Source organism: Curtobacterium sp. MCBA15_008 (assembly GCF_001865065.1).
Lineage (GTDB): Bacteria > Actinomycetota > Actinomycetes > Actinomycetales > Microbacteriaceae > Curtobacterium.
In genome coordinates this window covers 35,380-61,496 of record NZ_MJGN01000056.1, presented here as the reverse complement: position 1 = coordinate 61,496, position 26,117 = coordinate 35,380, and the positions used below count along the sequence as shown (strand labels likewise).

30 protein-coding genes are annotated in these 26,117 nt (G+C 70.9%); 12 read left to right on the top strand and 18 right to left on the bottom strand.

Features of this window, described 5'->3' with window-relative positions:
- Window positions 1–130 precede the first annotated feature (130 nt).
- The 3 genes from BIU96_RS16610 (at window position 131) to BIU96_RS19970 (ending at window position 1,853) form a co-directional block, all read left to right on the top strand.
- The gene (locus BIU96_RS16610; protein ID WP_071293725.1) at window positions 131–1,162 is read left to right on the top strand and encodes a LacI family DNA-binding transcriptional regulator; all 1,032 of its coding nucleotides are present in this window, start codon (window positions 131–133) and stop codon (window positions 1,160–1,162) included.
- A 112-nt stretch (window positions 1,163–1,274) separates the two neighbouring features.
- Entirely contained in the window at window positions 1,275–1,598 is a 324-nt protein-coding gene (locus tag BIU96_RS16605; protein ID WP_071293724.1) for a hypothetical protein, read from the top strand.
- A 102-nt stretch (window positions 1,599–1,700) separates the two neighbouring features.
- Complete coding sequence (locus BIU96_RS19970) at window positions 1,701–1,853, top strand: hypothetical protein (RefSeq protein ID WP_175477591.1); 153 nt, start codon at window positions 1,701–1,703, stop codon at window positions 1,851–1,853.
- Between the two features lie 33 nt (window positions 1,854–1,886).
- Here BIU96_RS19970 and BIU96_RS16600 read toward each other — a convergent pair whose 3' ends face one another.
- The 3 genes from BIU96_RS16600 to BIU96_RS16590 are packed head-to-tail and all read right to left on the bottom strand — an operon-like array spanning window position 1,887 to window position 4,989.
- The gene (locus tag BIU96_RS16600; RefSeq protein ID WP_083403016.1) at window positions 1,887–2,765 is read right to left on the bottom strand and encodes a DMT family transporter; all 879 of its coding nucleotides are present in this window, start codon (window positions 2,763–2,765) and stop codon (window positions 1,887–1,889) included.
- A gap of 10 nt (window positions 2,766–2,775) precedes the next feature.
- Window positions 2,776–3,438, bottom strand: a complete 663-nt coding sequence (locus BIU96_RS16595) for a response regulator transcription factor (RefSeq protein WP_071293723.1) — start codon at window positions 3,436–3,438, stop codon at window positions 2,776–2,778.
- 39 nt (window positions 3,439–3,477) lie between these two features.
- Window positions 3,478–4,989, bottom strand: a complete 1,512-nt coding sequence (locus BIU96_RS16590; RefSeq protein WP_083403015.1) for a sensor histidine kinase — start codon at window positions 4,987–4,989, stop codon at window positions 3,478–3,480.
- Between the two features lie 96 nt (window positions 4,990–5,085).
- On the opposite strand from BIU96_RS16590, the gene BIU96_RS16585 reads away from it, so the two are divergent.
- Window positions 5,086–5,667 (top strand): hypothetical protein, encoded by a 582-nt coding sequence (locus BIU96_RS16585; protein ID WP_071293722.1) that lies wholly within the window; start codon window positions 5,086–5,088, stop codon window positions 5,665–5,667.
- A 76-nt stretch (window positions 5,668–5,743) separates the two neighbouring features.
- Here the strand turns inward: BIU96_RS16585 and BIU96_RS16580 are convergent, their stop codons facing one another.
- Window positions 5,744–7,147, bottom strand: coding sequence for a serine hydrolase (locus BIU96_RS16580; protein ID WP_071293721.1), 1,404 nt, complete (start codon window positions 7,145–7,147; stop codon window positions 5,744–5,746).
- 33 nt (window positions 7,148–7,180) lie between these two features.
- Here BIU96_RS16580 and BIU96_RS16575 point away from each other — a divergent pair, with 33 nt between their 5' ends.
- Both BIU96_RS16575 and BIU96_RS16570 read left to right on the top strand, forming a co-directional pair.
- Window positions 7,181–7,822, top strand: coding sequence for an FMN-binding negative transcriptional regulator (locus BIU96_RS16575; RefSeq protein ID WP_071293720.1), 642 nt, complete (start codon window positions 7,181–7,183; stop codon window positions 7,820–7,822).
- On the top strand, window positions 7,819–9,297 hold the full coding sequence (locus BIU96_RS16570) for an amidohydrolase (RefSeq protein WP_071293719.1): 1,479 nt from the start codon (window positions 7,819–7,821) through the stop codon (window positions 9,295–9,297). The genes BIU96_RS16575 and BIU96_RS16570 overlap by 4 nt, the downstream gene beginning before the upstream one ends.
- Window positions 9,298–9,344: 47 nt before the next feature.
- On the opposite strand, the gene BIU96_RS16565 is transcribed toward BIU96_RS16570, so the two are convergent.
- Genes BIU96_RS16565 through BIU96_RS16555 form a run of 3 tightly spaced genes read right to left on the bottom strand, consistent with a single transcriptional unit; the run spans window position 9,345 to window position 11,407 of the window.
- Window positions 9,345–10,274 (bottom strand): Fpg/Nei family DNA glycosylase, encoded by a 930-nt coding sequence (locus tag BIU96_RS16565; RefSeq protein ID WP_071293718.1) that lies wholly within the window; start codon window positions 10,272–10,274, stop codon window positions 9,345–9,347.
- 28 nt (window positions 10,275–10,302) lie between these two features.
- Window positions 10,303–10,791, bottom strand: coding sequence for a ribose-5-phosphate isomerase (locus BIU96_RS16560; RefSeq protein ID WP_071293717.1), 489 nt, complete (start codon window positions 10,789–10,791; stop codon window positions 10,303–10,305).
- Window positions 10,792–10,813: 22 nt separating this feature from the next.
- The gene (locus tag BIU96_RS16555; protein WP_071293716.1) at window positions 10,814–11,407 is read right to left on the bottom strand and encodes an XRE family transcriptional regulator; all 594 of its coding nucleotides are present in this window, start codon (window positions 11,405–11,407) and stop codon (window positions 10,814–10,816) included.
- Between BIU96_RS16555 and BIU96_RS16550 the strand changes: the two genes are divergently transcribed.
- A complete protein-coding gene (locus BIU96_RS16550) occupies window positions 11,406–11,924 on the top strand; it encodes a GNAT family N-acetyltransferase (protein ID WP_071293715.1) in 519 nt (172 codons plus the stop codon). The two genes, BIU96_RS16555 and BIU96_RS16550, sit on opposite strands and share 2 nt — an antisense overlap.
- A gap of 151 nt (window positions 11,925–12,075) precedes the next feature.
- Here the strand turns inward: BIU96_RS16550 and BIU96_RS16545 are convergent, their stop codons facing one another.
- The 4 genes from BIU96_RS16545 to BIU96_RS16530 form a co-directional block, all read right to left on the bottom strand.
- On the bottom strand, window positions 12,076–12,684 hold the full coding sequence (locus BIU96_RS16545; protein WP_071293714.1) for a hypothetical protein: 609 nt from the start codon (window positions 12,682–12,684) through the stop codon (window positions 12,076–12,078).
- Window positions 12,677–13,132: a hypothetical protein gene (locus tag BIU96_RS16540; protein WP_071293713.1), complete on the bottom strand. Its 456-nt coding sequence runs from the start codon at window positions 13,130–13,132 to the stop codon at window positions 12,677–12,679. The genes BIU96_RS16545 and BIU96_RS16540 overlap by 8 nt, the downstream gene beginning before the upstream one ends.
- Before the next feature lie 32 nt (window positions 13,133–13,164).
- Window positions 13,165–13,623 carry a hypothetical protein gene (locus tag BIU96_RS16535; RefSeq protein ID WP_071293712.1) on the bottom strand — a complete coding sequence of 153 codons (459 nt, stop codon included), beginning with the start codon at window positions 13,621–13,623 and terminating at the stop codon, window positions 13,165–13,167.
- Between the two features lie 75 nt (window positions 13,624–13,698).
- Window positions 13,699–14,259 carry a disulfide bond formation protein DsbA gene (locus tag BIU96_RS16530; protein WP_139200122.1) on the bottom strand — a complete coding sequence of 187 codons (561 nt, stop codon included), beginning with the start codon at window positions 14,257–14,259 and terminating at the stop codon, window positions 13,699–13,701.
- Window positions 14,260–14,463: 204 nt separating this feature from the next.
- Between BIU96_RS16530 and pepN the strand changes: the two genes are divergently transcribed.
- The 3 genes from pepN (at window position 14,464) to BIU96_RS16515 (ending at window position 18,655) form a co-directional block, all read left to right on the top strand.
- On the top strand, window positions 14,464–17,043 hold the full coding sequence (gene pepN, locus BIU96_RS16525) for an aminopeptidase N (protein ID WP_071293710.1): 2,580 nt from the start codon (window positions 14,464–14,466) through the stop codon (window positions 17,041–17,043).
- Between the two features lie 77 nt (window positions 17,044–17,120).
- On the top strand, window positions 17,121–18,197 hold the full coding sequence (locus tag BIU96_RS16520; RefSeq protein WP_071293709.1) for a mechanosensitive ion channel family protein: 1,077 nt from the start codon (window positions 17,121–17,123) through the stop codon (window positions 18,195–18,197).
- On the top strand, window positions 18,194–18,655 hold the full coding sequence (locus BIU96_RS16515; protein ID WP_254786209.1) for a globin: 462 nt from the start codon (window positions 18,194–18,196) through the stop codon (window positions 18,653–18,655). Before BIU96_RS16520 ends, BIU96_RS16515 begins: the two co-directional genes overlap by 4 nt.
- Window positions 18,656–18,777: 122 nt before the next feature.
- Here the strand turns inward: BIU96_RS16515 and BIU96_RS16510 are convergent, their stop codons facing one another.
- Window positions 18,778–19,620, bottom strand: coding sequence for an NAD(P)H-binding protein (locus BIU96_RS16510; protein WP_071293708.1), 843 nt, complete (start codon window positions 19,618–19,620; stop codon window positions 18,778–18,780).
- A 36-nt stretch (window positions 19,621–19,656) separates the two neighbouring features.
- On the bottom strand, window positions 19,657–20,358 hold the full coding sequence (locus BIU96_RS16505; RefSeq protein WP_071293707.1) for a hypothetical protein: 702 nt from the start codon (window positions 20,356–20,358) through the stop codon (window positions 19,657–19,659).
- A gap of 47 nt (window positions 20,359–20,405) precedes the next feature.
- Between BIU96_RS16505 and BIU96_RS16500 the strand changes: the two genes are divergently transcribed.
- Complete coding sequence (locus tag BIU96_RS16500; protein WP_083403014.1) at window positions 20,406–21,263, top strand: acyl-CoA thioesterase II; 858 nt, start codon at window positions 20,406–20,408, stop codon at window positions 21,261–21,263.
- A 54-nt stretch (window positions 21,264–21,317) separates the two neighbouring features.
- On the opposite strand, the gene BIU96_RS16495 is transcribed toward BIU96_RS16500, so the two are convergent.
- A complete protein-coding gene (locus BIU96_RS16495) occupies window positions 21,318–21,773 on the bottom strand; it encodes a thioesterase family protein (protein WP_071293887.1) in 456 nt (151 codons plus the stop codon).
- 29 nt (window positions 21,774–21,802) lie between these two features.
- Window positions 21,803–23,488 carry an energy-dependent translational throttle protein EttA gene (gene ettA / locus BIU96_RS16490; protein WP_071293706.1) on the bottom strand — a complete coding sequence of 562 codons (1,686 nt, stop codon included), beginning with the start codon at window positions 23,486–23,488 and terminating at the stop codon, window positions 21,803–21,805.
- 136 nt (window positions 23,489–23,624) lie between these two features.
- Between ettA and BIU96_RS16485 the strand changes: the two genes are divergently transcribed.
- Window positions 23,625–24,347 (top strand): hypothetical protein, encoded by a 723-nt coding sequence (locus BIU96_RS16485; protein WP_071293705.1) that lies wholly within the window; start codon window positions 23,625–23,627, stop codon window positions 24,345–24,347.
- Window positions 24,348–24,376: 29 nt separating this feature from the next.
- On the opposite strand, the gene BIU96_RS16480 is transcribed toward BIU96_RS16485, so the two are convergent.
- The 3 genes from BIU96_RS16480 to msrA all read right to left on the bottom strand — a co-directional run bounded on the left by BIU96_RS16480 (window position 24,377) and on the right by msrA (window position 26,013).
- Window positions 24,377–25,033 (bottom strand): single-stranded DNA-binding protein, encoded by a 657-nt coding sequence (locus tag BIU96_RS16480; RefSeq protein WP_071293704.1) that lies wholly within the window; start codon window positions 25,031–25,033, stop codon window positions 24,377–24,379.
- A 151-nt stretch (window positions 25,034–25,184) separates the two neighbouring features.
- Window positions 25,185–25,448: a methyltransferase gene (locus tag BIU96_RS16475; protein ID WP_254786208.1), complete on the bottom strand. Its 264-nt coding sequence runs from the start codon at window positions 25,446–25,448 to the stop codon at window positions 25,185–25,187.
- 37 nt (window positions 25,449–25,485) lie between these two features.
- Window positions 25,486–26,013 (bottom strand): peptide-methionine (S)-S-oxide reductase MsrA, encoded by a 528-nt coding sequence (msrA, locus tag BIU96_RS16470; RefSeq protein ID WP_071293703.1) that lies wholly within the window; start codon window positions 26,011–26,013, stop codon window positions 25,486–25,488.
- Window positions 26,014–26,117 lie beyond the last annotated feature (104 nt).

The following is a 26,117-nucleotide window of genomic DNA, read 5'->3' as shown; positions in this document are numbered from 1 at the left end:
CTGACGATGTCTTCTGACGGGGTGCGGTGCGCGGCCTGGGCGGCCGCGTCCTGCTGAACCGGTTCAGTGGATCGCACGGAAGCGGTTCGTGGCAGCGACTATGAATGACTAAAGCGCTATAGTCAACCCCGTGGCCACCAAGCGTCGAACGACGATCGCCGACATCGCCGCGCGCGCCGGCGTGTCCATCAGCGCGGTGTCGTTCGCGCTCAACGACCGACCCGGCGTGTCCGACGAGACCCGCCGACGCGTGCGCGAGATCGCCCGCGATCTCGACTGGCAACCGCACACCGCGGCACGCGCGCTCGGGGGCGCCCGGGCCGGTTCGATCGGCTTCGTCCTGAACCGCCCCGCACGCACGCTCGGCACCGAGTCGTTCTTCGGTGACCTCATCTCGGGGATCCAGCTCGGGCTCGCCGGCAGCCACGTCGGCATGAACCTGCTCGTCGCACGTGACGCGACGGAGGAGCTCGAGACCTACCGCGACTGGTGGCGCGGACACCGGGTCGACGGCGTGATCGTGATCGACCCCCGGCGCGACGACGACCGGCTCACGCTGCTCGCCGACCTCGGGATGCCGACCGTCGTCGTCGGGTCGCACCCCTCCCCCGAGGGCGCGGCGCCGACCGTCTGGATCGACGACTCGGATGCCACCGACACCGTGCTGCGGTACCTGCACGCGCTCGGGCACCGGCGGATCGCGCACGTCGCCGGGCGTCCGGAGTTCGAGCACACCGCGATGCGGATCGACCGGGTCCGCGCGTTCGCCGCAGCCGAGGGCCTCGAGGACGCGGTCTCCATCCCGACCGACTACTCAGCCGAGGCCGGCGCCAGCGCCACGCGGACGCTCCTGTCGCAGAGCACCCGACCGACCGCGATCGTCTACGACAACGACGTGCTGGCGGTCGCCGGACTCGGCGTCGCGAGCGAGATGGGCGTCGCCGTACCCGGGGACGTCTCGATCGTGTCGTTCGACGACTCCGCGATGATCCGGCTCGTCCGGCCCGCGATCACCTCCCTGACGCGCGACACCGTCGAACTCGGGCAGCGGGCGGCGACGCTCCTGCGCGAGCAGATCGACGCGGGCACGACGCTGCCGTCACGACCGGGGCCGTCGCTCACGCTGAGCGTCCGCGAGTCCACGGCGCGCGCCCACCCCTGACCCGCCGGCGGTAGAGCGCAGCCTGCCGGCGACACGCCGATCCGCGGTCAGGTGCGCCCGGATCCGGCGCGGCCGACTTGACGTCGATTCGAACACACGTTCGAATGTTCCCGTGGGACGGCGTCGCGAGAACCGGTGGCAGCCCCCGGAGCACCCGGAGGTCGAACGCCCGCGCGCCTACTCGCTGTCCGAGGACGCCCGCGGGCCCGACGTCTGCCACGCCGTCACCCCGGTGCCGGTGTGGGCCTGGATCCAGTTCCCCACCTTCCACGTCCGGGTGAAGGCCTTCGCGAAGAGCTGGACCCGCGACGCGGTCCTGGTCGAGTGGGCGCAGTTCGGACAACAGGCCGAGGCGTGGGTGTGGCGTTCCGCCGTGAAACACCGGACGTTGCGCGCGGATGCGCGGTCGCGGAGTCCGGAGAACGCATCGCATTGACTTCCCCCGGCATCACGAGGATTGTTTAGCGCACACCGGTTCAGCAAGTAACTCGATGATCGAGGCATTCGGTCGGAGTGCTGGAACGGGAAGGAGGCACCAATGAAGAAGAACGAGGTGCCGTCCTGGGTCGCCCACGTGCTCACCCCGCCCGAGGTCATCGCGGCCTACGTCGAACGACGGGTCAACGACCCGGCGCTCCTGACGGGTGAGCACTCGGAACCCACGTATGCGGACTTCCTCCGCGACGAGTAGACGGGTCTTCCTGGAGGCGCGGATCGCGTTCCGTCACGACGGAACCGGATCCGTGCCTCCCTTTCTCCCGCCGCGCGCACGTCGCGCGGACAGCGTCACGCCCACGCTCGCCGCGGTGACGCACGCGAGGGCGACGATCTCGAGCGCCGCGAGCCGCTCGTGCAGGATCGCCAGCCCGGCGAGGGCCGCGATCGCCGGCCCGAGACTCTGCAGGACGCCGAACACCCGCGTCGGCATCCGGCGGAGCGCGAGCATCTCGAGCGCGTAGGGCAGGACGCTCGACAGCACGGCCACGACCCCGAACACGACGAGCAGCACCGGTTCACGCACCACCCCGTCGACAGCGGAGCGGAGCCCGAACGGCAGCGCGACGACCATCGCGATGAGCATCGAGACCGCGAGTCCGTCGACCCCGGGGATCGCCGCGCCGACGTGCCGGTTCATCACGATGTACCCGGCCCAGCACCCGGCGGCCAGGACGGCGAAGACGACCCCGCCGACGGCGGTGACCGCGGCCGGCCCGACGCCGAGGAGCACCACTCCGGCCAGGGCCAGCACGGCCCAGGTGACGTCGCGCCAGCGCCGGGTGTGCACGAGTGAGAGCGCGAGCGGGCCGAGGAACTCGATGGTGACGGCGACCCCGATCGGGATGGTCGCGAACGCCACGTAGATGAAGACGTTCATGCCGCCGAGCGCCAGCCCGAGGCCGATCGCGCCGAGCCACTGCGCGCGGGTCCAGTGCCGCACGCGCGGCCGGACCACGAGGGCGAGGACGACGGCGCCGATGACCAGCCGGAGTGTGGCGGCGCCGACCGACCCGACGTCGTCGAAGCGGGTCTTCGCGATCGCGGCGCCGAGCTGCACCGACACCATCGCGGCGAGCGCGAGGAGCGGCGCGGGGACGCGGTTCACCGGTCCGCCGTCACCCGAGGTAGGCGAGGACGGCGAGGACACGGCGGTGGTCCTCGCCGGTGTCCTCGAGCGCGAGCTTGCCGAAGATGCTCGACACGTGCTTCTCGACCGCGCCGGTGCCGATGACGAGCGCACGGGCGATGGCGGCGTTCGTGCGGCCCTCGGCCATCAGCCCGAGGACCTCGCGCTCACGCGGGGTGAGGGCCTCGAGCGGGTTGCGGCGTCGGCTCATGAGCTGCGTGACGACCTCGGGGTCGAGCACGGTGCCGCCCGCGGCGATGCGGCGGACGGCGTCGTCGATCTCCTCGAGCCGGGTGACGCGGTCCTTCAGCAGGTACCCGATGCCGGTCGCGCCGGCGGCGAGGACGTCCTCGGCGTAGGTGGCCTCGACGTACTGGGACAGCAGCAGGACCCCGGTGCGCGGTGCCAGGCGACGGGTCTCGACGGCGGCGCGGACGCCTTCGTCCGTGAAGGTCGGCGGCATCCGGACGTCCATCACGACGACGTCGGGGGCGTGCTCGGGTAGCGTGCGGAGGAACGAGACGGCGTCGGCGTACTGCCCGACGACGTCGATGCCGGCCTCGTCGAGGACCCGCGAGAGCCCTTCGCGCAGCAGGACGGCGTCGTCGACGACGACGGCCCGGATGCGTGCTGCATCCGGGCCGTCGCTCATGCCGACCAGCCTAGTGGGAGCGGGAGCGCTCCCGCGGGGTCACACCCGGGCCACCGGGACCCCGTTGAGGGCGCCGAGCGGGATCCGTGCGGTCGCCTCGGTGGGGCCGCCCTCGGGGCTCGAGACGGTGAGCTCGCCGTCGAGGGCGCGCATCCGGCCCATCAGTCCCTCGATGCCGTGTCCCTCCTGCGGCCGGGCACCGCCGCGGCCGTCGTCGGTGACGCTGACCGTCAGGTACCAGACGCCCGAGGCGTCGACCACGAGGCCGAGGTAGACACCCGCCGTCGAGGCACCGGCGTGCTTCGTGGTGTTCGTCAGCAGCTCGCTGACGGTGAAGTACACGTTCCGCTGGATCTCCGTGGCGAGCTCGAGTCCCTCGGGCAGGCGGACGTCGAAGCCGACCGGGATCGGGGTGCGGGCGACGAGGGCCTCGAGTGCGGCCACGAGTCCCCGGTCGAGCAGGATCGGCGGCGCGAACCCGCGGGACAGGGCGCGCAGTTCGTCGAGGGCGTCCTTCGCGTGCTCGGACGCCTCACCGATGAGCTGCTTCGCCTTCTCGGGGTCCTTGTCGAACGCCCGCTCGGCGGCCGAGAGGTCCATCCGGAGTCGGACGAGCCGCTGCTGCGGGCCGTCGTGCAGGTCGCGCTCGATCTGGCGGAGCGCCTGGCCCTCGGCGGTGACGGCACCGGCACGGGAGGCCTGGAGCCCGGCGACGCGCCGCTCGAGCTGCTCCGCACGGAAGCCGCCGAGCAGGCCGAGGTCGATCCAGAAGTGCGCCAGGACGGACCCGCGGGCCCACAGCGGGAAGAGGACGACCGAGGCGGCCATCGAGAGCAGCCCGAGCGCGCCGAACCCGACGACGGACGTCGTGTCCCACCCGAAGTACTGCGCGCTCATGCCGTTCACGAAGGCGACCCCGGCGAGCGCGATCGGCCACAGGAACCCGGCGAACAGGAGCGCTCCGGCACCCACGGTGAAGAGCGCGGCGAGCGGGTACACGACGGCGGCGTGCAGCAGGTACAGCCAGTAGTGCGGGTTCGCGACCGCGGAGCCGGTGCGGGTCCACCAGTTCTGCTGCCAGCGCGGCGTCCAGTCCACCGGGCGGATCGGACTGGGGTCGGCCCAGCCGATGCGGAGCTTCTCGAACTGGCCGAGCCACCGTGCGACGAAGAGCGCGATGAAGAACATCAGCAGCACGAACGGGTTGAAGAGGTCGTGGAGCCCGCCGCCGAAGATCGCCGCGGGGAAGGCTGCGTACAGCGTGCCGAGCAGCACCGCGGTGAGCGCCATGTACCCGAAGTCGCGGGGCAGCCGGCGCCAGGCGTCGCGGTAGAACGCACCCGCGGTCATCCCCGAGCCCGCGCCTGCGCCTGCGCCCGAGCCGAAGCCGGAGCCGGGTCCGGTCGGCGGCGGGGTCGACGACCACGACGGCGGCGTCTGGTCCGTCGGCGCGGTGTTCGGCTGCGAGGGCATCGGTTCGGTGGCTCCTGGTGGCACGGAGTCGTTCAGCGGGACGGTCTCGGCCTGGTCGAGGCGGGCGGTGTCGGTCATGACACCAAGCCTCGCGATCGCGGGCTCGTTCCCCCATCCTGCCCCCTCCCGGACCCGGGGTGGGGTTATCCCCCGCTTCGGCGTATCGTGCCCGACATGCAACACGTCACGGGGGAACGTCTGATCGCACTGGCCGCCACGGTTGCCACCGTCCTCGCAGCGCTGAGCGGCATCGCGGCTGCGGTCGTGCTCACGCAGTGGGACCCGCCCCGGGCGCTGCTCGCCGCTGGTGCGGTGCTCGCCGGCATCGCAGCGCTCGTCACTGGAGTCGCGGCCTGGCGCGCAGCGGACCGCGCGCTGCTCGCCGTCGCGGTCTCGGTCCTGGCGTTCGCGCTGTCGTCGGCCGTCTCCGGGATCGCGATCACCGTGCTCGTGGTCGTCGCCCAGGGTGCGCTGGTGGCCGCGGGCGTCATCGTGGCCCGAGCCGCACGGGGCACGCGCCGGGCGCTGGGCTGGACCGTCGTGGTCGCAGCGGTGGGGTGGTTCGTGACGCTCCTGGCGCTCTCGACGATCCCGCTGGTGGCCCTGTCGCAGGTCGCGCTCGACGTGGCGGTCGCCCTGCCGTACGTCTTGCAGACGGTCGCCTACCTCGCGGCCGCGCTCCTCGTCGCCGTGCCGCTGTTCCGCCCGGTCCGTGCCGGTGCCGCGCACCTCTGGGACACCGCTCAGGTCCGCTGACCGGACCCACCGCACCGCACGGACCCACCGCGCCGACGGGCAGTGCCGACCGACCCCGCCGCGCTCGTCCCCGAGATCAGACGAGTCCGGCTGCGACCTCGGGCGTCTCCTCCGGGATTACCCAGCGCTCCGACGACATGCCCCCGCCGCCGCGGATGGACAGCACGGTGCCGTCGACGTCGCGCTCGTAGGTGATGTCCTCGTCGATCGAGCCGAAGCGACTGCCGTGGGTCATCCGCAGCGTGTCGGCGTCGACGACCTCGAGCCGGGTCGGGGTCTCGAGCGGCGTCGGCGACGAGGGGTCGATCTCGAGCAACCGGCCGCCGAGGCGGGCGATGTCGCTGACGCCCCAGGGGTTCGCGAACCGCCCGGTGAACGTGCTCGTGTCGACGTCGTCCGGCACCGGGGTCCCGGGGGCGTCCGGGTCCGCCGCGGCGTCGAGCAGGGTGATGATGGCGGTGGCGACGAGGGTGGCGGGTCCGGCGGCGGCGCTCGTCAGGACGGAGACGACCAGCCCGGAGGCCGGGTCGAACACCGACTGGGTGATGTGCCCCGGGAACCCGCCGGAGTGGCCGCGGACGTCGCGTCCGCCGATCCGGTCGACGATGAACCCGGCGCCGTACCCGCGGTCGGCCGGGTCCTCGGTGGCGCTCCAGGCCTTCCGCTGCGCCAGGCGCTTCGAGTGGTCGTCGAGCAGGGTGCCCTGCCCGATGACGTGCTGCGAGAAGTACCGCACCAGGTCGGACGCAGTGCCGTGGAAGCCGGTCGCCGCGGCCATCGCCCGGGTGTCGACGTGGTCGATCCGGCGACGCCGGCGGGCGGTGTGGAAGCCCGTGTAGCCCACCACGAAGTCGTCGGCCCGGTCCGGGTCCCAGTCGGGGCCGGTGTTCCGCAGGCCGAGCGGCTCGGTGATCGATTCGCGCACGAAGTCGTTGTAGGACTGCCCGGACACCGCGGCGATGACGAGTCCGAGCAGCGAGTAGCCGAGGTTCGAGTAGTTGAACGACGACCCGGCGGGCACCTTCTGGCCGCGGTCGAGCACGAGCGCGAGGAGTTCCTGCTCGTCCGGGAACGGCCGGAGCAGCGACCAGTAGTCGCCGTCGTGCCCGTCGCGGATGACACCGGCGCCCATCTCCATGAGCTCACGGATGGTGGCGTCGGCGAGCGGCGACCCGCCGTCGACGAGCGCCGGGACGTACCTGCCGACGGTGTCGTCGAGGCGGAGCGACCCGCGTTCGGCGAGCTGCAGGAGCGCCGTGGCGGTGAAGGTCTTCGAGTGCGACGCGATGCGGAACAGGTCCGTGGTGGTCAGGCGACGGCCGGCCTCGACGTCGGCGTAGCCCCAGGCCTCGTCGAGGAGCACCTCGCCGCGGTACCCGATCGCGACCTGCACCCCGGGCACCCGGAGCTGCCAGACCTTGTACGACACCCAGTCCCGGATGTACGGCAGGGCGGTCTCGTACGCAGCGCGGTTCGACATGCCGACCAGACTTCCATGTGCCACGCTCGGAGCATGCGACACACACCGCACTTCCTGATGACGGACGTCGACGAGGTGCGCCGCCTCGTCGCCGAGCACCCGTGGGCCACGATCGTGTCGCACACCGACGCCGGCCTGGTCGCGTCGCACTACCCGTTCCTGCTCGAGCAGGCCGGCCCCGACGAGATCGTGCTCGTCTCCCACGTCGGCCGTCCCGACGAGCAGGCGCACGAACTCGGACGGCACGAGGTCCTGGTCGTCGTGCAGGGCCCGCACGGCTACGTCTCCCCCGCCTGGTACCCGCCGGAGCAGTTCGTGCCGACCTGGAACCACGTCACCGCCCACCTCTGGGGCACGCCGGAGATCCTGTCCGACGACGAGAACTTCCGCGTCCTCGGTGAGCTCGTCGACCACTTCGAGCGGGTCATGCCCGCGCCGGTGTCGCTGCAGGTCGACGAGGACACGGCCCGCCGGATGGCGAAGGGCACGGTCGGCATCCGCATCCGGGTCACACGTTTCGACGCCCGCGCGAAGCTCTCGCAGAACAAGGCCCCCGAGGTGGTGGACCGGATCGTCGCGGGGCTCCGCGGGGACGGCCCGTACGCCTCGCCGGCGCTCGCCGACGAGATGGAACGCGCGCACGCCGTGCGGGTGGACGGCCTGGAGGCGCGGTGAGCGAAGTCCTGCTCCGCACCGTCCGCCGGGTGGGCACGTCCGGCGCCCCCGCCGACGTCCGCATCGTCGACGGGCGGGTCACCGACGTCGCGCCCGCCGGCACGCTCGACGCGGCCGGCCCCGACACCGACGTCGTCGAGGCAGCCGGTGCCTGGCTCGCGCCCGGCCTCGTCGACCACCACGTGCACTTCGACCAGTGGGCCCTCGTCCGCCGCCGCGTCGACGTCTCCGCCTGCGACTCGGCGGAGTCCACCGCAGCCCTCCTCGCGGAGGTGGCCCGGACCGGCGTGGCGGACCGCGTGCTGGTCGGACACGGCTACCGCGACGGGTTGTGGCCGCGTCCCGCCCGGCGCGAGCTGCTCGACCAGGCCGCGCCGCGCCTCCCGGTCGTCGTCATCAGCGCCGACCTGCACGCCGTCTGGTGCAGCACCAGCGCCCTCGCGCACTTCTCGGAGGTCGTCGGCCGACCGCTCGTCGCGACCGAGGACGGGATCCTGCGCGAGCAGGACGCGTTCGACGTGACCGGTGCCCTCTCGCGGGTGCCGGACGACGTGCTCGACGGGTACGTGGCCGACGCCGTCGAGGCGGCGAGCGCCCGCGGGGTGACCCGCGTGGTCGACCTCGAGATGGTGTTCGGCCTCGACCGCTGGACCCGCCGCGTGCACGCGGGGACGGACGGCCTACGGGTCGGGTCGGGCGTCTACCCGGCCGAGCTCGACGCGGTCATCGCTCGCGGACTCCGCACCGGGGACGTCGTCGACGGCACCCGCGGACTCGTCCGGATGGGGCCGTTCAAGGTCATCTCCGACGGGTCGCTCGGCACCCGGACCGCGGCGAACGCCGACGGTTCCGGCGTGCTGGCCTGGCCCTTCGACGAGCTCGTGGCGATCACCCGGCGAGCGGTGGCCGCCGGGCTGACCCCGGCGGTCCACGCCATCGGCGACCGGGCGAACACGCTCGCGCTCGACGTGTTCGAGGCGGTCGGCACCCGCGGCACGATCGAGCACGCGCAGCTGCTCGACACCGCCGACCTCGAACGGTTCGCGCGGCTCGGGGTCACGGCCTCGGTGCAGCCCGAGCACGCCATGGACGACCGGGACATCGCCGATCGGCACTGGGCGGGACAGACCGACCGTGCGTTCGCGTTCGCGTCACTCGACCGTGCCGGTGCGCGGCTCGTGCTCGGATCGGACGCCCCGGTCGCGCCGCTCGACCCGTGGGTGTCGATGGCGGCGGCCGTCGGGCGCGACCGGGACGGCCGGGAGCCCTGGCATCCGACGGAACGGCTGTCGGCCCTGACCGCGTGGCGGGGGTCGACGGACGGTGGCCGGGCCTCGGTGGCCGTCGGGGACGTCGCGGACCTCGTGCTCGTCGAGGCCGACCCGCTCGCTGCCGGGCTGCCATCGGCCGCGCTGCGGACGATGCGGGTGCTCGCCACCGCGATCGAGGGGCGGTTCACCCACCGCGAGGTGTGACGCGGCGGTGTGCCCGTGGCGCGGGTGTCGGCGGCTCCGGACCCGCGCTACTTCTGGTCCTTCGGGCACCAGTAGAGCTTCCGGCCGGCCATGTCCGCCATCCGGATCTCGGTGCCGCACACCCGGCAGGGCTCACCCTGGCGGTGGTACACCCAGTGCCGGTCCTTCCGGGAGCGCTTCGCCTTCTTCAGCTCGGCCTCGGACAAGCCGTCCATCGTCAGCATCAGGCCGTCGCGGACGCCGTCGTGCAGGAGCTTCGACCAGTCCGCCCACAGTGCCTTTGCCTGCTTCACGGTGATCTTCTTGCCCGGCTTGTACGGGTCGATGCGCTGCCGGAACAGCAGCTCGGCGCGGTAGATGTTGCCGATGCCCGCCACCACGGACTGGTCCATCAGCAGCTGGCCGATTGCCACGTTGCGCTTCCGGACGTTGTCCACGAAGGCCTTCTCGGCCTCGGGTCCGTCGTCGTTCATCGGGTCCGGACCGAGCTTGTCGAGTGCCTGCTGCACCTCGGCCGGGGTCTCCACCACGCACGCCGTCGGACCACGGAGGTCGGCGACGGTGTCGTCGGTGAGGATCCGGACGCGCACCTGGCCCACCGGGTCCGGCGGGAAGGACTCGATCGGGTCCTCCACCTTTTCCTGCTCGGCCATCCGGTAGCGCGCCAGGCGGGGTGCTCCGATCGACGTGAGCGACTCCTCGCCGTCGTCGTCCGCCGACAGGGCGGTCGCGGTCGACAGGTCGCCCGCGAAGTCCCACGCTCCGTACAGTCCGAGGTGGACACGGAGGAACAGGTCCCCTTCGAACTCGAGGAACATCTGCTTCGCTACGGCGCGGGCGGCGATCATCTTCTTGCCGTCGAGCTGTGCCGCGCCGGCGGCGAAGCGCCCCTGCGGGCTCGACACCTCGCAGCGTTTGCCGACGAAGTGCCGGGAGAACTGGTTGGCGATGCGGTGGACGGAGTGACCCTCGGGCATTGCTCTTGTCTACTCGCGGCCGCTGACGTTACTGGTCGATCTGCTTGCCGGCGATCAGTCCGGTCTGCTCGTACTCGGCCAGCTGCGCGATACGGCGGGCGTGACGCTCCTCGCCCGAGAACGGCTCGGCGATGAAGAGGTCCACGAAGCGGATCGCCTCTTCCTCGGTGTGCTGGCGCGCGCCGATCGAGATGACGTTCGCGTCGTTGTGCTGGCGGGCCAGGAGCGCCGTCGACTCGTTCCAGACGAGCGCTGCCCGGATGCCCTCGACCTTGTTCGCGGCGATCTGCTCGCCGTTGCCGGAGCCACCGAACACGACGCCGAGCGCCTGGACACCCGCGCGCTGGTCCTGCACCACGGCGTGCGCGGCGTTGATGCAGAACGAGGGGTAGTCGTCGAGCGCGTCGTACTCGGTCGGACCGTGGTCCACCACCTCGTGCCCGGCTTCGGTGAGGTGGGCGTTGAGGGTCTTGTTGAACTCGAGGCCGGCGTGGTCCGTTCCGAGGTGGATGCGCATGGAACCGATCCTATTCCTGCGCCTACTGCCCCCGGACCACGACGACGACGTACCGCACGGGGTCCTCGCCGGGGTTCCGGTACACGACGTCGGCAGGCTCCCCGAGCTCGATCCGGTCCCCTGCGCCGAGCCGGGTGGACTCGCCGCCGACGACGACCTCCAGGGTTCCGTCGACCACCCAGATGCAGTGCCGCAGGAACGCGTACGCCGACGCCGGGTAGGCGACCTCGCGGCCGGCCGGGAGGCGCACCTCGGTCACGTCCGCGGGGAAGGACGCGCTCGAGACCGGACGGCGCCGGTACCCGGTCTCGGGATCGGTCCAGGAGTCCGCGGTCGCGCCGCGCTGGACGCCGCGCGCGTCGTCGGGATCGGCTCCCCGGGGCACCTCGTGGTCGAGGGCTTCGTCGAGCAGCTGTGACACGGTGAGCCCGAAGGCGCCGGACAACCGGCCGAGGATGGTCGCGGTCGGGCTGGACACCCCACGCTCGACGCGGTTGATCATCGCGCGGGAGACCCCCGACTCCTCCGCGAGTTCGGTCAGGCTCCACTTCCGCTCGGTGCGGAGGCGCTGCAGCCGTTCGCCGAGGCGTTGCTCGTCGTCTACGATGTGAGACATGACGACAGCATATGCGACGGACGGGGTCGTGATCCGCGACTGCACCCCGGCCGACCTCGACGTCGTGCACGCCCTGCACGTCGACGCCGTCCTGCACTCCACCGCCATCTGGCAGGAGGTGCCGCACCCCCGCTCGTACTTCGACGCGTGGCTCGCCGAGCGCCAGGCGGACGGGTACCCGGTGATCGTCGCCGAGGTCGACGGGCAGGTCGCCGGCTACGCCACGTACTCGCAGTGGCGGCCGCACCAGGGCTACCGGCTGACCGTCGAGCACAGCGTCTACGTCGTCGAAGCGTTCCGCGGTCGGGGCATCGCGACGACGCTGATGACCGAGCTGGTCGCGCGTGCCACCGCCGAGGGGCGGCACGTGATGATGGCCGGCATCTGCAGTACCAACACGGGGTCGATCGCCCTGCACGAGCGCCTCGGGTTCACCACCGTGGCGGTCGTGCCCGAGGTCGGCAGGAAGTTCGACCGGTGGCTCGACCTGACGCTCATGCGGCTGCCGCTGGCGTGACGCGGCTGCTGCGGCCGCTGCCGCTGCCGCGGCTGCGGCTGCGGCTGCGGCGGCGTCCCGCCACGTGCGCTTCGCACAACCGAAGTGCGCGCGAACTGCGCTCTTCCGTGGTTCGGACGTACTTCGGTTGTGCGGCGCGTCGCGGGCGCACTCAGTCGTCGCCGGGCATCGCCGGATCGGCACTGTGCGTCCGCGCGTACCGCTCCCCGTCCGCCGTGTTCATCAGCCAGACGGAGTTCGCCAGGTCTCCGTCGGGCTCTCCGGCGTCGGGAGCGACGACGTAGCGTTCCCGAACGGTCGCGATCCGGTCCGCGGCGCTCGGCTCGGGTGCGACGAACGCGAGCTCCGAACCTGCCCGGACGAACACCCCGCTCGTCAGGAGACCCCGGCGGAGGCCGATCTCGACGGCCCGCAGCGCCATCGCCCGGGCGCGGGTGGCGTCGGGTTCGTGGTCGGTGCGCACCATGCGGTGCAGCGCGCGGAGGTCGGTCGCGCACCCGTTCCGGTTGAACTCCGTCAGGTCGAGGAGCAGCTGCTCGTCGGGTGTCCGCGGCGCTGGTTCGGCGCTCGGTGCAAGGCCGTCATCGTGCCTGACTCTGCGTCGCTGGACCCGGGGGTCCCCGGCATCAACGGGCGGGATGACGTCGATGTACGACTCGCGCCCGGGGAGCGGTTCCCGCATCGCGACGATCGAGCCGTCCGGCATCGCGCGGACCTCTTCGGCAGGGAACGGGACGTGCTCGAGGCCGGCGTCAGACAACGATCTCGTCTCCGTGTTCTTCGATGACGTTGCCGTCTTCGTCCCAGATCCCTCCGAAGCGGTCGTCGACATGTGCCCAGGGATCTTGCCCCGCGGCCTCTCGCCGCGCTTCCTCCGCCTCGAACACGGCCACCCCGTGTGGCGTTCCGGTCACCAGGAGGTTCCACACCGTGTCGGAGCGCCCGTACCGCGCCGCTGCCCGTTCCACGAGTTCAGGGACGTCACCTCGCCAGTTCGACCACACGCCCCTGCCCTCGGCGTCGGCTTCGATCGACCCGAGACCGACCAAGTTCGCCCGGAGCAGGTCGCGCAGGTAGTCGAGGACTCGGCCCTGCACGATCTCCTCCGCTTCGTGTGTCCTCGCGGCGATGCCGATGTGCCACCCGTACAGATCCGAATCGACCTCATCGGACACGTCAGCGAGGAGTTGGTACGTCAGCTCGTTCAACGGCGTCCCTCCGTGGGTACTCAAGCCAGGCGTCAGACAACGATCTCGTCTCCGCGTTCTTCGATGACGTTGCCGTCCTCGTCCCAGATCCCGTCATCCCTCGCGAGGGGATCGAGGCCGGCCGCGATGCGTCGGGCGCGCTCGGCTTCGAACAGAGCGTCGCCCTTCGGCGTGTCCATGACGTAGCAGTCCCAGAAGGGAACCTCGACCTCACCCGTCTCCGAGGTGTAGATCGCAGCGACTCGTTCGACGATCTCGTCAGGCGTGCCCTGCCACTCGTCCCAGCCGGCTCGTCCGCGCCCGTCCGGTTCGTAGGTTCCGACGGACACGAGCCCCTCTGTGAGCAGATGGCGGAGGTTGGCGAGTACCCACTCGCGCGTCTCTTCGCGGGGACGGTGTCGTTCGATCTCGAAGGCCGCGGTCCAGCCCCAGAGGTTCTCACCCGTCCCGTTGTAGGTCGCCGCGAGGACGAAGTAGGTCAGTTCGTTCATTCGCATCCCTCACCGCGACAGCGGGCCCTGGAGGCGCGGTGCCAGCCCGCACCGCGCCTCCAGTCCGTCAGTCCGTCAGTCCGTGGTGTCGAAGATCGGACCGACGGTGCGGGATCGCTTCAGCTCGAAGAAGGCGGGGACCTTCGCGACGGCGACGACGCCGTCCCACAGGTCGAGCGCTTCCTGGCCCTTCGGGGCCGGCGAGATGACCGGGCCGAAGAAGGCGGTGCCCTCGACGGCGATGACCGGCGTGCCGACGTCCTGCCCGACGCGGTCGATGCCGTCCTCGTGGCTGGCTCGCACCGCCTGGTCGACCTCGTCGGTCCAGGCGTACTCGAGCAGGTCGGCGTCGAGGCCGAGTTCCTGGAGCACTGCGGGCACGACCTGCTCGGGGTCCTTCTCCTGGCGGTGGTGGATGTGCTCGCCGAGCGCGTCGTAGAGCGGCTTGACGATGTCCTGCCCGAGCCGGAGCCTCGCGGCCGTGACGATCCGCGGGTAGACCTGGCCCGCGTGCAGGCGCTCCTTGTAGTCGGCGGGGACGTCCTGGTCCTCGTTGAGGACGAAGAGGCTCATCACCTTCCACGTGACGTCGAGGTCGCGGTGCTGCGCGACCTCACCGACCCAGCGGCTCGTCATCCAGGCCCAGGGGCAGTTCGGGTCGAACCAGAACTCCACAGCGGTGCGCTCGTCGGTCGTCTTGTCCACAGTCGTGTCCGTCACGCTGCGACCCTACGCCTCGTCGCTAGGCTGGTCGCATCGTCCCGCCGGTGCACGACGCCGTGCCGGGACTCCCCCACGCGGACATCGATCGTCCGTGTCCCCAGCGAAGATGGAGCGTCCGTGCCCGGAGAGAACCTCACCCGAATCGAAGCCCAGGAACGTGCCGCGATCGTCGACCTGCAGACGTACGACGTCGAGCTCGACCTGACCCGCGGCGCCGAGACCTTCGGCAGCACCACCCGTGTGCGCTTCACCGCGACGCCCGGTGCCTCGACCTTCATTGACGCGATCACGAAGACCGTGCACTCGATCACGCTGAACGGCACGGCGCTCGACGTCGCGTCGGTGAACGACGGCGTCCGCATCCAGCTCGACGACCTGCAGGAGCAGAACGAGCTCGTCGTCGTCGCGGACGCGCTGTACACGAACACGGGCGAGGGCCTGCACCGCTTCGTCGACCCGGTCGACGATGAGGTGTACCTGTACTCCCAGTTCGAGGTCCCCGACTCGCGTCGCATGTTCGCCGTGTTCGAGCAGCCCGACCTCAAGGCCGAGTTCACCTTCACCGTGACGGCGCCGTCGCGGTGGCAGGTCGTCTCGAACTCCCCCACGCCGGAGCCGCACGTCGACGGCGACGTCGCCACGTGGTCGTTCACCCCGACCGCGAAGATCTCCAGCTACATCACGGCCCTGGTCGCCGGCCCGTACGAGGTCGTCCGCGACGAGCTGACCAGCCGCGACGGCCGCACCATCCCGCTCGGGGTGTTCGCGCGCAAGTCGCTCGCCGAGTACCTCGACCCCGAGTACGTCTTCGACATCACGAAGAAGGGCTTCGCCTACTACGAGGAGAAGTTCGACGTCGCGTACCCGTTCGAGAAGTACGACCAGCTGTTCGTGCCGGAGTTCAACGCCGGCGCGATGGAGAACGCGGGCGCGGTCACCTTCACGGAGACCTACGTCTTCCGCTCGAAGGTCACCGACGCCATCAAGGAGCGCCGGGTCGTCACGATCCTGCACGAGCTCGCGCACATGTGGTTCGGCGACCTCGTCACCATGAAGTGGTGGAACGACCTGTGGCTCAACGAGTCGTTCGCCGAGTGGGCGTCGACGATCGCCACGGCCGAGGCCACCGAGTGGACCGAGGCGTGGACCACGTTCCAGGCGATGGAGAAGTCCTGGGCCTACCGCCAGGACCAGCTCCCCTCGACGCACCCGATCGTCGCGACGATCAACGACCTCGAGGACGTGCAGGTCAACTTCGACGGCATCACTTACGCGAAGGGCGGTTCGGTCCTCAAGCAGCTCGTCGCGTGGGTCGGCATCGACGCGTTCTTCGCCGGGGTCTCCGCGTACTTCAAGAAGCACCACCACTCGAACACCGAGCTCCGCGACCTGCTGGTCGAGCTCGAGGCGACGAGCGGCCGTGACCTCTCCGACTGGTCGAAGCTGTGGCTCGAGACGGCGGGCGTGAACACGCTCCGCCCCGAGATCGAGGTCGACGAGTCCGGCGTGATCACGTCGTTCGCCGTCCTGCAGGAAGCCCCGTCCGACTACCCGACGCTGCGCCCACACCGGCTGGCGATCGGGGTGTACGGCTTCACGACCGACGCCGAGGCACCGTTCGGCGCCGACACCGCGTCCTCGGGCGGCAAGCTCGAGCGCACGCACCGTGTCGAGATCGACGTCGACGGCGCCCGCACCGACGTGCCCGAGCTCGTCGGCGTGCACCGAGGCGACCTCGTGCTCCTCAACGACGACGACCTGGCGTACGCCAAGATCCGCCTCGACGAGCACTCGCGGCGCACCGCGATCGAGCACCTCGCCTCGATCGCGAACCCGCTCGCCCGCTCCATCGTCTGGGGCGCGATGTGGGACGCCACCCGCGACGCCGAGTCGCCGGCCAGCGACTACGTCCGACTGGTGCTCGGCAACATCGCGACCGAGACCGAGTCGACGACGATCCGCACGACGCTGTCGCAGCTGCTGCTGACGGCACGGAACTACGTGGCACCGGCGAAGTCCGACGCCGCCGTCCGTACCGTGGGCGAGACGCTCTGGCAGCTCGCGTCCTCGGCCGAGGCCGGTTCGGACGCGCAGTTCCAGTTCGTGAAGTTCTTCGCGCAGATCGCCTCGACGCCCGAGCACGTCGCCACGCTCGCCGGGCTCCGCGACGGCTCGGTGACCCTGAACGGGCTCGAGATCGACACCGACCTGCGCTGGGAGCTGCTCGAGGGCCTCGTCCTCGCGGGGGCTGCCGGCGACGCCGAGGTCGACGCCGAACTCGCCGCCGACAAGACGGCGTCGGGCGAGCAGGCGGCAGCGCGTGCCCGTGCGACGATCCCGACGGCGGAGGGCAAGCTCGCCGCCTTCTCGTCGCTCGTCGACTCGTCGGACCTGCCGAACGCGATCGTCCGCCAGACCACGGTCGGGTACCAGCACGTGAACAGCCCCGTCGTGCTCGAGGGCCTCGTCCCGAGGTACTTCGAGGTGCTCACCCGCATCTGGGCCGAGCGCAGCTACCACATGGCCGACACCATCGTCACGGGCCTCTACCCGGCGCCGCTCGCGTCGGCCGAGCTCCGCGACGCGGCGACGGCGTGGCTCGAGGCGCACCCGGAGACCCCGGCGCTGCGTCGCATCGTGACCGAGAGCCTGGCCGGCACCGAACGTGCCCTTCGGGTGCAGGCGGCCGACGCCTGAGCCTCGGGTGACCGTCGGCGGGGTCTTGGCGTTCCTGCAGGGACGCCGAGGCCCCGCCCTCTAGCATCGTTCGGATCATGATCTTGGCTGCAACCCCGTCCCCGACCCCGACCGACGCCGCCCAGGCCGTCACGCAGACGTTCGGTGAGTTCGTCGACACCTGGCACGTGCCGATCACGATCGTCATCACGATCCTCGCGGCGATCGTGCTGCGCATCCTCCTGCGGCGCTCGATCAAGGGCGTCGTCGACCGCGTCGTGAACGGCGTCAAGAAGCGGCAGGGCGCGGAGGACACGCAGGCGCTCATCGCGTCGCCGATCCAGACCGCACGCGTGGTCCAGCGCACCCGGACGCTCGGCAGCGTGCTCGAGAACCTCGCGACGGTGGCGGTCGTGATCGTCGCGCTCGCGGTGATCATCCCGCAGGTGCTCCCGAACGCGGCAGTCGGCATCGTCGGCGGCGCGTCACTGATCGCGGCCGGACTCGCCGTCGGGGCGCAGAGCATCGTGAAGGACCTGCTGTCCGGCGTCTTCATGATCCTCGAGGACCAGGCCGGCGTCGGCGACGTCGTCGACACCGGGCAGGCCACCGGCGTCGTCGAGAACGTCGGCCTCCGCGTCATGCAGATCCGCGACGTGAACGGCATCCTCTGGTTCGTGCCGAACGGGCAGATCCTGCGCGTCGGCAACCTGTCACAGGGCTGGTCGCGCGTGCTCGTCGACATCACGGTCCCCTACGACACCGACATCGACGCCGTGCAGGACGCCCTGCTCAAGGCCGCGGTGGCGATGTCGCAGGAGCCCCGCTGGCGGCAGCGCATCGTCGAGAAGCCCGAGATCTGGGGCCTGCAGTCCGTCTCCGACGCCGGCATGGTGTTCCGCCTCGTCGTGAAGACCCGCGCCTCCGAGCTCGACGTCGTCGGCCGCGAACTCCGCATCCGCCTGAAGCGCGCGGTGGACGAGCTCGGCGTGACCCTGCCCGCGATGGCGATGATCATGCCGGCGGGCTGGGAGAACGCGACGTCGATCAACGGCCTCCGCACGGTGCGGACGCAGCCGACCCCCGCGCCGACGAAGCCCCGGCGCACCAAGCGCAACGTCCTCGGTCAGCCGATCCACACCGATGACCCCGACGGCGGGAAGGACCCCCGATGACCGACTCCACTCCCCCGATCGGCACGCCCGGCGTCCCGGCGCAGCCGATCACGCTCCGGGTCGGCGAACACGGCGCCTCCGCGACCGGGTCCCTGTTCGACCGCATCGGCGGCGCGCCCACGTTCGACCGGCTGGTCCGTCGCTTCTACGAGGGCGTCCAGCAGGACGACGTCATCTGGCCGATGTACCCGGCAGACGACCTCGAGGGCGCGATCTGGCGCCTCTCCGCCTTCTTGCAGCAGTACTGGGGCGGCCCTGGCACCTACAGCGAGGAGCGCGGGCACCCGCGACTCCGGATGCGGCACATGCCGTTCCGCGTCACGCCGGAAGCACGCGAACGCTGGCTGCACCACATGCGCGAAGCCGTCGAGTCACTCGATCTCGCGCCCCTCGACGAGGCCGAGCTCTGGGCCTACCTCGACCGCGCAGCCCACGCGATGACCAACTCGTTCGACTGACGGACGGTCGGCGCACGTCCGCGACGTGATCGCTCGACGGCCTGGAGGCGCGGTGCCAGCTCGGACCGCGCCTCCAGGCCGTCAGGCGGTCGCCATCAGGCAGTCGCCCTCAGGCGGTCGCGTCAGCGGACGTACGATCCGTCCGCCAGGTCCTCGAGCAGCGACGGCCGGGTCGGGCTCCAGCCGAAGGCGGCGCGTGCGTGCGCGCCGGAGGCTTCCTGGTGCATGAGGAGCGCGTCCGCGTACACCGCGCCGAGACGCTCTCGGCTGGCGTCGACGCTCTCGGCGACGACCGGCGATCCGTGTGCGCCCGCCTCGGCGATCTCGCGCACCGTCGGGTTGTCCCCGGTCGCCGCGAGGACGTAGCCGTCCTGCTCACCACGGTGGAGGGCGAGCACGTACAGCTCGCCGAGGTCGTCGACGTGCACGGTCGACCAGCGCTGGGAGCCGTCGCCCACCAAGCGGACCTCGTGCTCGCCGTCCCCGACGAACATCGCCGGGATGCCGGCGCCGCGGCCGTAGACGATGCCCGGGGCGACGATCGTGGTGCGGACGTCGCTCGCACGGACGGCGGCCTCGTTCGCGCCACGCCACGACGTCATCGCGGGCGGCGACGCCGGGGACTGCTCCGAGATGTCCGTCGAGTCCCCGAACGTGAAGATCCCACCCGTGTGCACGAAGGGCTTCGGGGTGCCGTGCAGCGCCTCGAGCACGGTCGCGGTGAAGTCCGGGTCGACGTCCTGCGCGGACGCCGTGTGCACGACCGCGTCGGCCTCGTGCGCGAGCCGTCGGACGACGTCGGTGTCGGTGACGTCACCGACCAGCGCTCGGCCGCCGGCGTCACGGACGGCCTGCGCCTTCTGGTCGGAGCGGACGAGCGCGGTGACCTCGTGGTCGTGGGCGACGAGCGCGCGGAGGACGGAGGAACCGATGTACCCGGACGCACCGGTGAGGAAGACGTGCATGCGCCCACCCAACCACCGTGGACCGCGAGGACGCTGCTACGGGTTCAGGGTCCAGGCGCGACGCTTGACGAGCACGTGCCCGCGCGAGGTCGTCAGACGGCTCCACGGACCGGTCTCGAACAACCGGACCGGGTCGTGCCCCAGGAACCCGAGGCTCTCCCCCGCGAAGCCGGCGCCGGCGGGCACGTGTTCGATGCCCGCGACCGGACGGCCCCAGACCTCGGACCGGACCTTGCGGACGATTGCCTCGCCAGCGTTCGTCGGCACGGCGTCGGCGACCTCGGCGATGCCGTCGCGCGTGGCCCGGCGGAGCAGTTCCGGCGAGATGTCCGGCAGCGGAACCCAACCGCCTCGGGGCGGGGAGATGGCGGCCCACGTCACCGTGTGGACCTCGTGCGGCAGCTCCACCTCGATCGGGGTCGCCCGCGTGGGGTCGGCGCCCTCGGCACCTTCCGCGTCCTGCGTCTCGGCGAGCAGGCGGAGTCGTTCCTGCAGCGAGGCCAGGGGCACCACGGCGTCGATCGTGGCGGGCTCCGTCAGCGAGAACGTGCGAAGGCCGAGCACCGTCGGGAGTTCGTCGAGCAGGCCGAGCGGGTAGAGGATCGCCGTGTACACCGCGAGGACGCCGGAGTCGGCGATGAGGCGGACGGAGCCGTCCTCGATGCGGGCGGCACGTCCGAGGTAGGTGCGGAGGTCTCCGAGGGAGGCTGCGTCGGGAAGCGTGAACGAGGTGCCCATGTCACCAGGGATCCTACCGGGGTGGACTGTGTTCGTAGACTGCGGGGGTGAACGGCGAACCGGACTTCCTGCGGACCCTCCGACTCGAGGACACGGGTGCGAGTACGGGCGAGACCATCCTCACCGGCGCGAGCCACTGGTCCCCCGGCGGACGCGTCTTCGGCGGCCAGGTCCTCGCGCAGTGCATCGTCGCCGCGCAGGCCACCATCGAGGACCGCGAGATCCACTCGATGCACGGGTACTTCCTCCGCCCCGGGGACATCGAACTGCCGATCACCTTCGCGGTCGAGCGCATCCACGACGGCCGGTCGTTCGCCGCGCGGCGCGTGCAGGCCTACCAGCGGGGCGTGCCGATCTTCTCGATGATCGCGTCGTTCCAGCGACCGGACACGGGCGTCGAGCACCAGGACCCGTTCCCCGTCGACACCCCGTCGCCCGAGTCGCTGCCGTCGGCCGCGTCGATCCTCTCGGCGATCGACCACCCGGTCGCACGGGCATGGGCCGAGCGCTCGATCGACCTGCGACACGTCGAGGGCCCCGTGTTCGTCGACGTGCAGGGCCAGCACGTCCCGCACCAGGCCGTCTGGTTCCGGGTCGAGGGCGACCTGCCGCAGGACCCGGCGTTGCACCGCGCGATCCTCGGGTACGCCAGCGACCTGTCCATCCTCGAGCCGATCATGCGCCGACACGGCGTCGCCTGGGGAACGCCGGGGTTGAAGAGCGCGAGTCTCGACCACGCGATGTGGTGGCACCGTGACGGCCGTGCCGACGAGTGGATCCTGTACACGCAGGAGTCCCCGAGCGCACAGGGCGGCCGGGGACTCGCGTTCGGCCGGATGTTCTCGCGGGACGGGCGGCTGCTGGCTTCGGTCGCGCAGGAGGGGATGATGCGGGTCCCGCGCTGACGGTCCCCCGCCGGCCCCTCGCCGTCGCCGTCGCCGTCGCCGTAGCCGTCTCCGTCAGGGGCGGGAGAACTCGACCGGCGCCTCGGTGTACGGCGCACACGCCGCACGTTCGGCTTCGGTGAGCCGCCGCGGACGGTTGCTCGCGGCGTCCACCATCACCAGCGCCGTCGTCGCCCGCGTGTAGAGCACGGCGGGCTCGTGCCCGACCGGCGACCAGACCTCGTACGAGACGTCGATGCTCGCACCGCCGATCCGCCCGATCCACATCTGGATGTCGAGGGGCTGCCGGAAGTACGGGATCGACGCCAGGTACTCGAGGCGCTGGGCCGCGATGACCGTCATCGTGCCCGAACCCGGTCGGCCGTCGATGATCGGCTCGGGGATCGACCCGTCGGACTCGAGTTCCTCGGGGTCGGGGCCCCAGAACCCCACGATGCGCGCCTCTTCCAGCAGGCGCAGCATCGCGGAGTTGTTGACGTGACCGTACGCGTCGATGTCGCTCCACCGCATGCGGATCGGAGCGTGCAGCCTCGCCACCGTCAGTCGCGGGTGAGCTTGCGGTACGTCGCGCGACCGGGCTTCGCCGCGTCGGCGCCGAGCCGCTCGATCTTGTTCTCCTCGTACGCCTCGAAGTTGCCCTCGAACCAGTACCAGTTGGGGGTGCCGTCCTCGTTCAGGCCCTCCCACGCGAGGATGTGCGTCGCGATGCGGTCGAGGAACCACCGGTCGTGCGTGATGACCACGGCGCAACCGGGGTACTCGAGCAGCGCGTTCTCGAAGCTGCCCAGGGTCTCGACGTCCAGGTCGTTGGTCGGCTCGTCGAGGAGCAGCAGGTTGCCGCCCTGCTTGAGCGTCAGCGCCAGGTTGAGACGGTTCCGCTCACCACCGGAGAGGATGCCGGCGCGCTTCTGCTGGTCCGGACCCTTGAAGCCGAACTGCGACACGTAGGCGCGGGACGGGATCTCGGTCTTGCCGACCTGGATGTAGTCGAGGCCGTCGGACACGACCTCCCACAGGTTCTTGTTCGGGTCGATGCCGCCGCGGCTCTGGTCGACGTACGAGATGTCGACCGTGTCACCGATCTTCAGCGTGCCGCCGTCGAGGGGCTCGAGGCCGACGATCGTCTTGAACAGCGTGGTCTTGCCGACGCCGTTCGGGCCGATCACGCCGACGATGCCGTTGCGGGGCAGCGTGAAGGACAGGTCGCCGATGATGACGCGCTCACCGAACTGCTTGTGCAGCTTCTCGGCGTCGATGACCTGCGAACCGAGACGTGGCCCCACCGGGATCACGATCTCCTCGAAGTCGAGCTTCCGGGTGCGCTCGGCCTCGGTCACCATCTCCTCGTAGCGGGCGAGGCGGGCCTTCGACTTCGCCTGACGGCCCTTGGTGTTGCTGCGGACCCAGTCGAGCTCGGACGACAGGCGCTTCGCGAGCTTGGCGTCCTTCTTGCCCTGGACCTCGAGTCGGGCGCGCTTCTTCTCGAGGTAGGTCGAGTAGTTGCCCTCGTACGGGTAGAGACGGCCGCGGTCGACCTCGGCGATCCACTGTGCGACGTGGTCGAGGAAGTACCGGTCGTGGGTCACCGCGAGGACGGCGCCGTGGTACTGCTGCAGGTGCTGCTCGAGCCACTGCACGCTCTCGGCGTCCAGGTGGTTGGTGGGCTCGTCAAGGAGGAGCAGGTCGGGCTTCTGGAGCAGGAGCTTGCAGAGCGCGACGCGGCGCTTCTCACCGCCGGACAGGTGCGTGACGAGCTCGTCCCCCGGGGGGCACTGGAGCGCGGCCATCGCCTGCTCGAGCTGCGAGTCGAGGTCCCACGCGTCAGCCGCGTCGATCTCTTCCTGCAGCGTCCCCATCTCGGCGAGGAGGGCGTCGAAGTCGGCGTCCGGCTCGGCCATGAGGGCGGAGATCTCGTTGAAGCGCGCGATCTTGCCGTGGATCTCGCCCACGCCTTCCTGCACGTTCTCGAGCACCGTCTTCGACTCGTCGAGCTCCGGCTCCTGCATGAGGATGCCGACGCTGAAGCCCGGGGTGAGCTTCGCCTCGCCGTTGGACGGCTGGTCGAGACCCGCCATGATCTTCAGGATCGTCGACTTGCCCGCACCGTTCGGCCCGACGACGCCGATCTTGGCGCCGGGGAGGAACGACATCGTGACGTCGTCGAGGATCAGCTTGTCGCCGACCGCCTTGCGGGCGCGGACCATCTGGTAGATGTACTCAGCCATATCCCCACGAGTCTACTGAAGGTGGCCCCGCGTCGGAACGCGCAAAGGGGCTGTTGCATTCGGACACTTCGACGTACGGTTGCCTCGCCTTCCACCAGAGGCCTCGACGTCCACCTCGGAGATCAGGATCAGGGACATGCCCAGAACACGTCTGCACCGGCTCGCGCTCCCCTTCGTCGGAGCGATCGCGCTCGCCGTCGGTCTCGTCGCCCCCACCGGCGCCACGGCGTCCGCTGCGACCGTCGCCCCGCACGGCACCCCGCTGGTCGAGTACACGGCGGACATCACCGAGGGCGGCGCCGGCACGGGCTACTCGTCGTACATCAACGTCCACGACGCCTACAACAACGCGTTCTCGGTCGGGATCCAGTCGGACAAGGGCTCGACGGTCAGCAAGGGCGCGCCGCGGTTCATCTGGGAGCGCGTGCAGAACGGCAAGTTCTCGTACGGCTACCTCGGTCCGGCGACGCACAACGTGACCCCGGTCGGTCTCCGCTTCTACCCGAACAGCGTCGGCACGTTCTTCGCGAACGGCCACACGATCGCTGCCGTCGGCCTGAACCTGAAGGGTCGCCTGTTCTTCAACGTCGAGGGCAACGGCCGTCTCAACGGGGACGTCGTGCACTCGTCGATGCGCAACGTGAAGATCACGGTGCGGAACAAGCCGGGCGTGAGCGGGCTGCAGGGGAAGTGGAACACGAACTTCTCGTTCCACGGCCTGAAGGCGCGGCAGGTCAACTCGCCGGCGGTCCAGGGCGCGACGTTCTGGGTGGACGGCCGGGTCAGCGGACTGCCCAAGGGCGGCAACTGGGACACGACCGAGGTCGCCGGCATCGGGATGATCACGCAGCGCTGGTGACCGTTTGGGCCTGATGCGCGGGCGGCCCGTCACGCTGCCGCCGGTTCGCCGTCGGCACGATCGTCCGTCGCCGGCGGTTCCGCGTCCTCGTACCCGGACACGCCGAGCCCACCGACCGGCGCATCGGCGTCCTCGTGCGCGGCAGCGAGGTGGAGATCCGCGTCGCCGACGTGGGTGTGACCGTCGTGGTCGTGGTCGTGGTCGTGGTCGTCACCGAGATGCGCCTCGTCGGCGGTGTGCCGCTCGTCGGCGTCAGCCCCGCGGACCTCGCCGGTCCGGGGATCGACGGTCGGCGTGCCGCCCGGCGCGGCCGTGGACTCGGAGGCGTGCCGCGGCACCCGGATCCAGTTGCTGATCCCCCACGCCAGGTCGTGGCCGAGCCCTTCGGCGTCGATCTCGACCGAGGTGCCGCCGCGACCGTCGCGCTCCCAGGTCCGGATCCGGACCCGGCCCGTGACGACGATGCGGTCGCCCTTCTTGACGGACTTGTACACGTTGGCGGCGAGGGTCCGGAAGGCGGTGACGCTGTACCAGTTCGTCGCACCGTTGGTCCAGGTCGAGGTGGCGCGGTCCCAGCGCCGCGACGGCGATGCGAGACGCATGCTCGTGATGGCGATGCCGGTGTCGGTGACGAGGTGGCGCGGCTCCGTGGCGATGATCCCGCAGACGGTGATGGTGTCGTTCATGCGTCGATCGTGGACGAGCCCCGGGGCGCGGAAGCGCCCCGGGGCTCGATCTGTGACCAGATGTCTCGGAGAGGTGGGCTGTGGAGGACGAGTCCCCCGCGCCTCCAGGCCGAGACGGCGACCACGCGGACGTCGCGCAGCCGGTGCGTGCTCAGTGTGCGCGGAACTCGGGCCGGTCGGCCAGCGGGCCGAGCGCAGCGTGGACCGCGCCCTTCGCGGACTCGAGCGACGGGTACGTCCCGCCGGAGCCACGCCGGTTGTAGAGCTCGACGTGGAACCCGTCGTCGGCGCGGTGGATGCTGCCCACCGCACCGGCTGGCCCGACCGCGACCCACGTCCCCGTGCTGCTCGTCGTCGTGCCGCTCGTCGTCGTGTGGCTCGTCATCGTGTGGCTCGTCATCGTGTCGTTCGTCATCGTTCGACCACCTCCTCGTGGCCCCGACGCCCAGGTCTCAGGACGCCAGGATGTACTGACTGTAGGCCTTGCGGACCTTGTTCACCTTGGGCAGCGCCACCGCGAGGCAGTAGCCCTGACCGGGGTTCTTCGCGAAGAAGTCCTGGTGGTACTCCTCCGCACGGTAGAAGGTACCGAGCGGCTCGATCGTCGTCACGATGCCGCCGTCCCAGATGTCCGACGCGCGCTGGATCGCCCGCTCGAACACGGCGCGCTGCTCGTCGTCGGCCGGGAACATCGCCGAGCGGTACTGCGTACCGACGTCTGCCCCCTGGCGGTTCAGCTGGCGCGGGTCGTGCAGCGTGAAGAAGACGTCGAGGATGACGTCGGCCGGGATCACCGACTCGTCGAAGGTGACCGCCACGGCTTCGGCGTGACCCGTCGTGCCCGTGCACACGAGCTCGTACGAGGGGTTCGACGTCGCCCCGCCGATGTAGCCGGACACCACGTCCTGCACACCCTGGAGCGTGCGGTACACGGCATCGAGACACCAGAAACATCCACCTGCGAGCACGAACGTGGTCATGGCAGCAACCTACCTTCCTGGGCTCCGGACGAGCCGCGATCGGGGTCTTCCTCCTCCACAACCGACTCCGGCGTCCTGCTGTTCCACCGGGTGGCCCCGCGACG

What these genes read in the sequence shown, in the direction of transcription:
- BIU96_RS19970 (WP_175477591.1), top strand. Translation starts at nt 1,701, where the DNA reads ATGAAGAAGAACGAGGTGCCGTCCTGGGTCGCCCACGTGCTCACCCCG.
- BIU96_RS16595 (WP_071293723.1), bottom strand. Translation starts at nt 3,438, where the DNA reads ATGAGCGACGGCCCGGATGCAGCACGCATCCGGGCCGTCGTCGTCGAC.
- BIU96_RS16590 (WP_083403015.1), bottom strand. Translation starts at nt 4,989, where the DNA reads ATGACCGACACCGCCCGCCTCGACCAGGCCGAGACCGTCCCGCTGAAC.
- BIU96_RS16585 (WP_071293722.1), top strand. Translation starts at nt 5,086, where the DNA reads ATGCAACACGTCACGGGGGAACGTCTGATCGCACTGGCCGCCACGGTT.
- BIU96_RS16580 (WP_071293721.1), bottom strand. Translation starts at nt 7,147, where the DNA reads ATGTCGAACCGCGCTGCGTACGAGACCGCCCTGCCGTACATCCGGGAC.
- BIU96_RS16575 (WP_071293720.1), top strand. Translation starts at nt 7,181, where the DNA reads ATGCGACACACACCGCACTTCCTGATGACGGACGTCGACGAGGTGCGC.
- BIU96_RS16565 (WP_071293718.1), bottom strand. Translation starts at nt 10,274, where the DNA reads ATGCCCGAGGGTCACTCCGTCCACCGCATCGCCAACCAGTTCTCCCGG.
- BIU96_RS16560 (WP_071293717.1), bottom strand. Translation starts at nt 10,791, where the DNA reads ATGCGCATCCACCTCGGAACGGACCACGCCGGCCTCGAGTTCAACAAG.
- BIU96_RS16550 (WP_071293715.1), top strand. Translation starts at nt 11,406, where the DNA reads ATGACGACAGCATATGCGACGGACGGGGTCGTGATCCGCGACTGCACC.
- BIU96_RS16555 (WP_071293716.1), bottom strand. Translation starts at nt 11,407, where the DNA reads ATGTCTCACATCGTAGACGACGAGCAACGCCTCGGCGAACGGCTGCAG.
- BIU96_RS16535 (WP_071293712.1), bottom strand. Translation starts at nt 13,623, where the DNA reads ATGAACGAACTGACCTACTTCGTCCTCGCGGCGACCTACAACGGGACG.
- BIU96_RS16530 (WP_139200122.1), bottom strand. Translation starts at nt 14,259, where the DNA reads ATGACGAGCCGCTGGGTCGGTGAGGTCGCGCAGCACCGCGACCTCGAC.
- BIU96_RS16520 (WP_071293709.1), top strand. Translation starts at nt 17,121, where the DNA reads ATGATCTTGGCTGCAACCCCGTCCCCGACCCCGACCGACGCCGCCCAG.
- BIU96_RS16515 (WP_254786209.1), top strand. Translation starts at nt 18,194, where the DNA reads ATGACCGACTCCACTCCCCCGATCGGCACGCCCGGCGTCCCGGCGCAG.
- BIU96_RS16510 (WP_071293708.1), bottom strand. Translation starts at nt 19,620, where the DNA reads ATGCACGTCTTCCTCACCGGTGCGTCCGGGTACATCGGTTCCTCCGTC.
- BIU96_RS16505 (WP_071293707.1), bottom strand. Translation starts at nt 20,358, where the DNA reads ATGGGCACCTCGTTCACGCTTCCCGACGCAGCCTCCCTCGGAGACCTC.
- BIU96_RS16495 (WP_071293887.1), bottom strand. Translation starts at nt 21,773, where the DNA reads ATGCGGTGGAGCGACATCGACGCGTACGGTCACGTCAACAACTCCGCG.
- ettA (WP_071293706.1), bottom strand. Translation starts at nt 23,488, where the DNA reads ATGGCTGAGTACATCTACCAGATGGTCCGCGCCCGCAAGGCGGTCGGC.
- BIU96_RS16485 (WP_071293705.1), top strand. Translation starts at nt 23,625, where the DNA reads ATGCCCAGAACACGTCTGCACCGGCTCGCGCTCCCCTTCGTCGGAGCG.
- BIU96_RS16480 (WP_071293704.1), bottom strand. Translation starts at nt 25,033, where the DNA reads ATGAACGACACCATCACCGTCTGCGGGATCATCGCCACGGAGCCGCGC.
- BIU96_RS16475 (WP_254786208.1), bottom strand. Translation starts at nt 25,448, where the DNA reads ATGACGAACGACACGATGACGAGCCACACGATGACGAGCCACACGACG.
- msrA (WP_071293703.1), bottom strand. Translation starts at nt 26,013, where the DNA reads ATGACCACGTTCGTGCTCGCAGGTGGATGTTTCTGGTGTCTCGATGCC.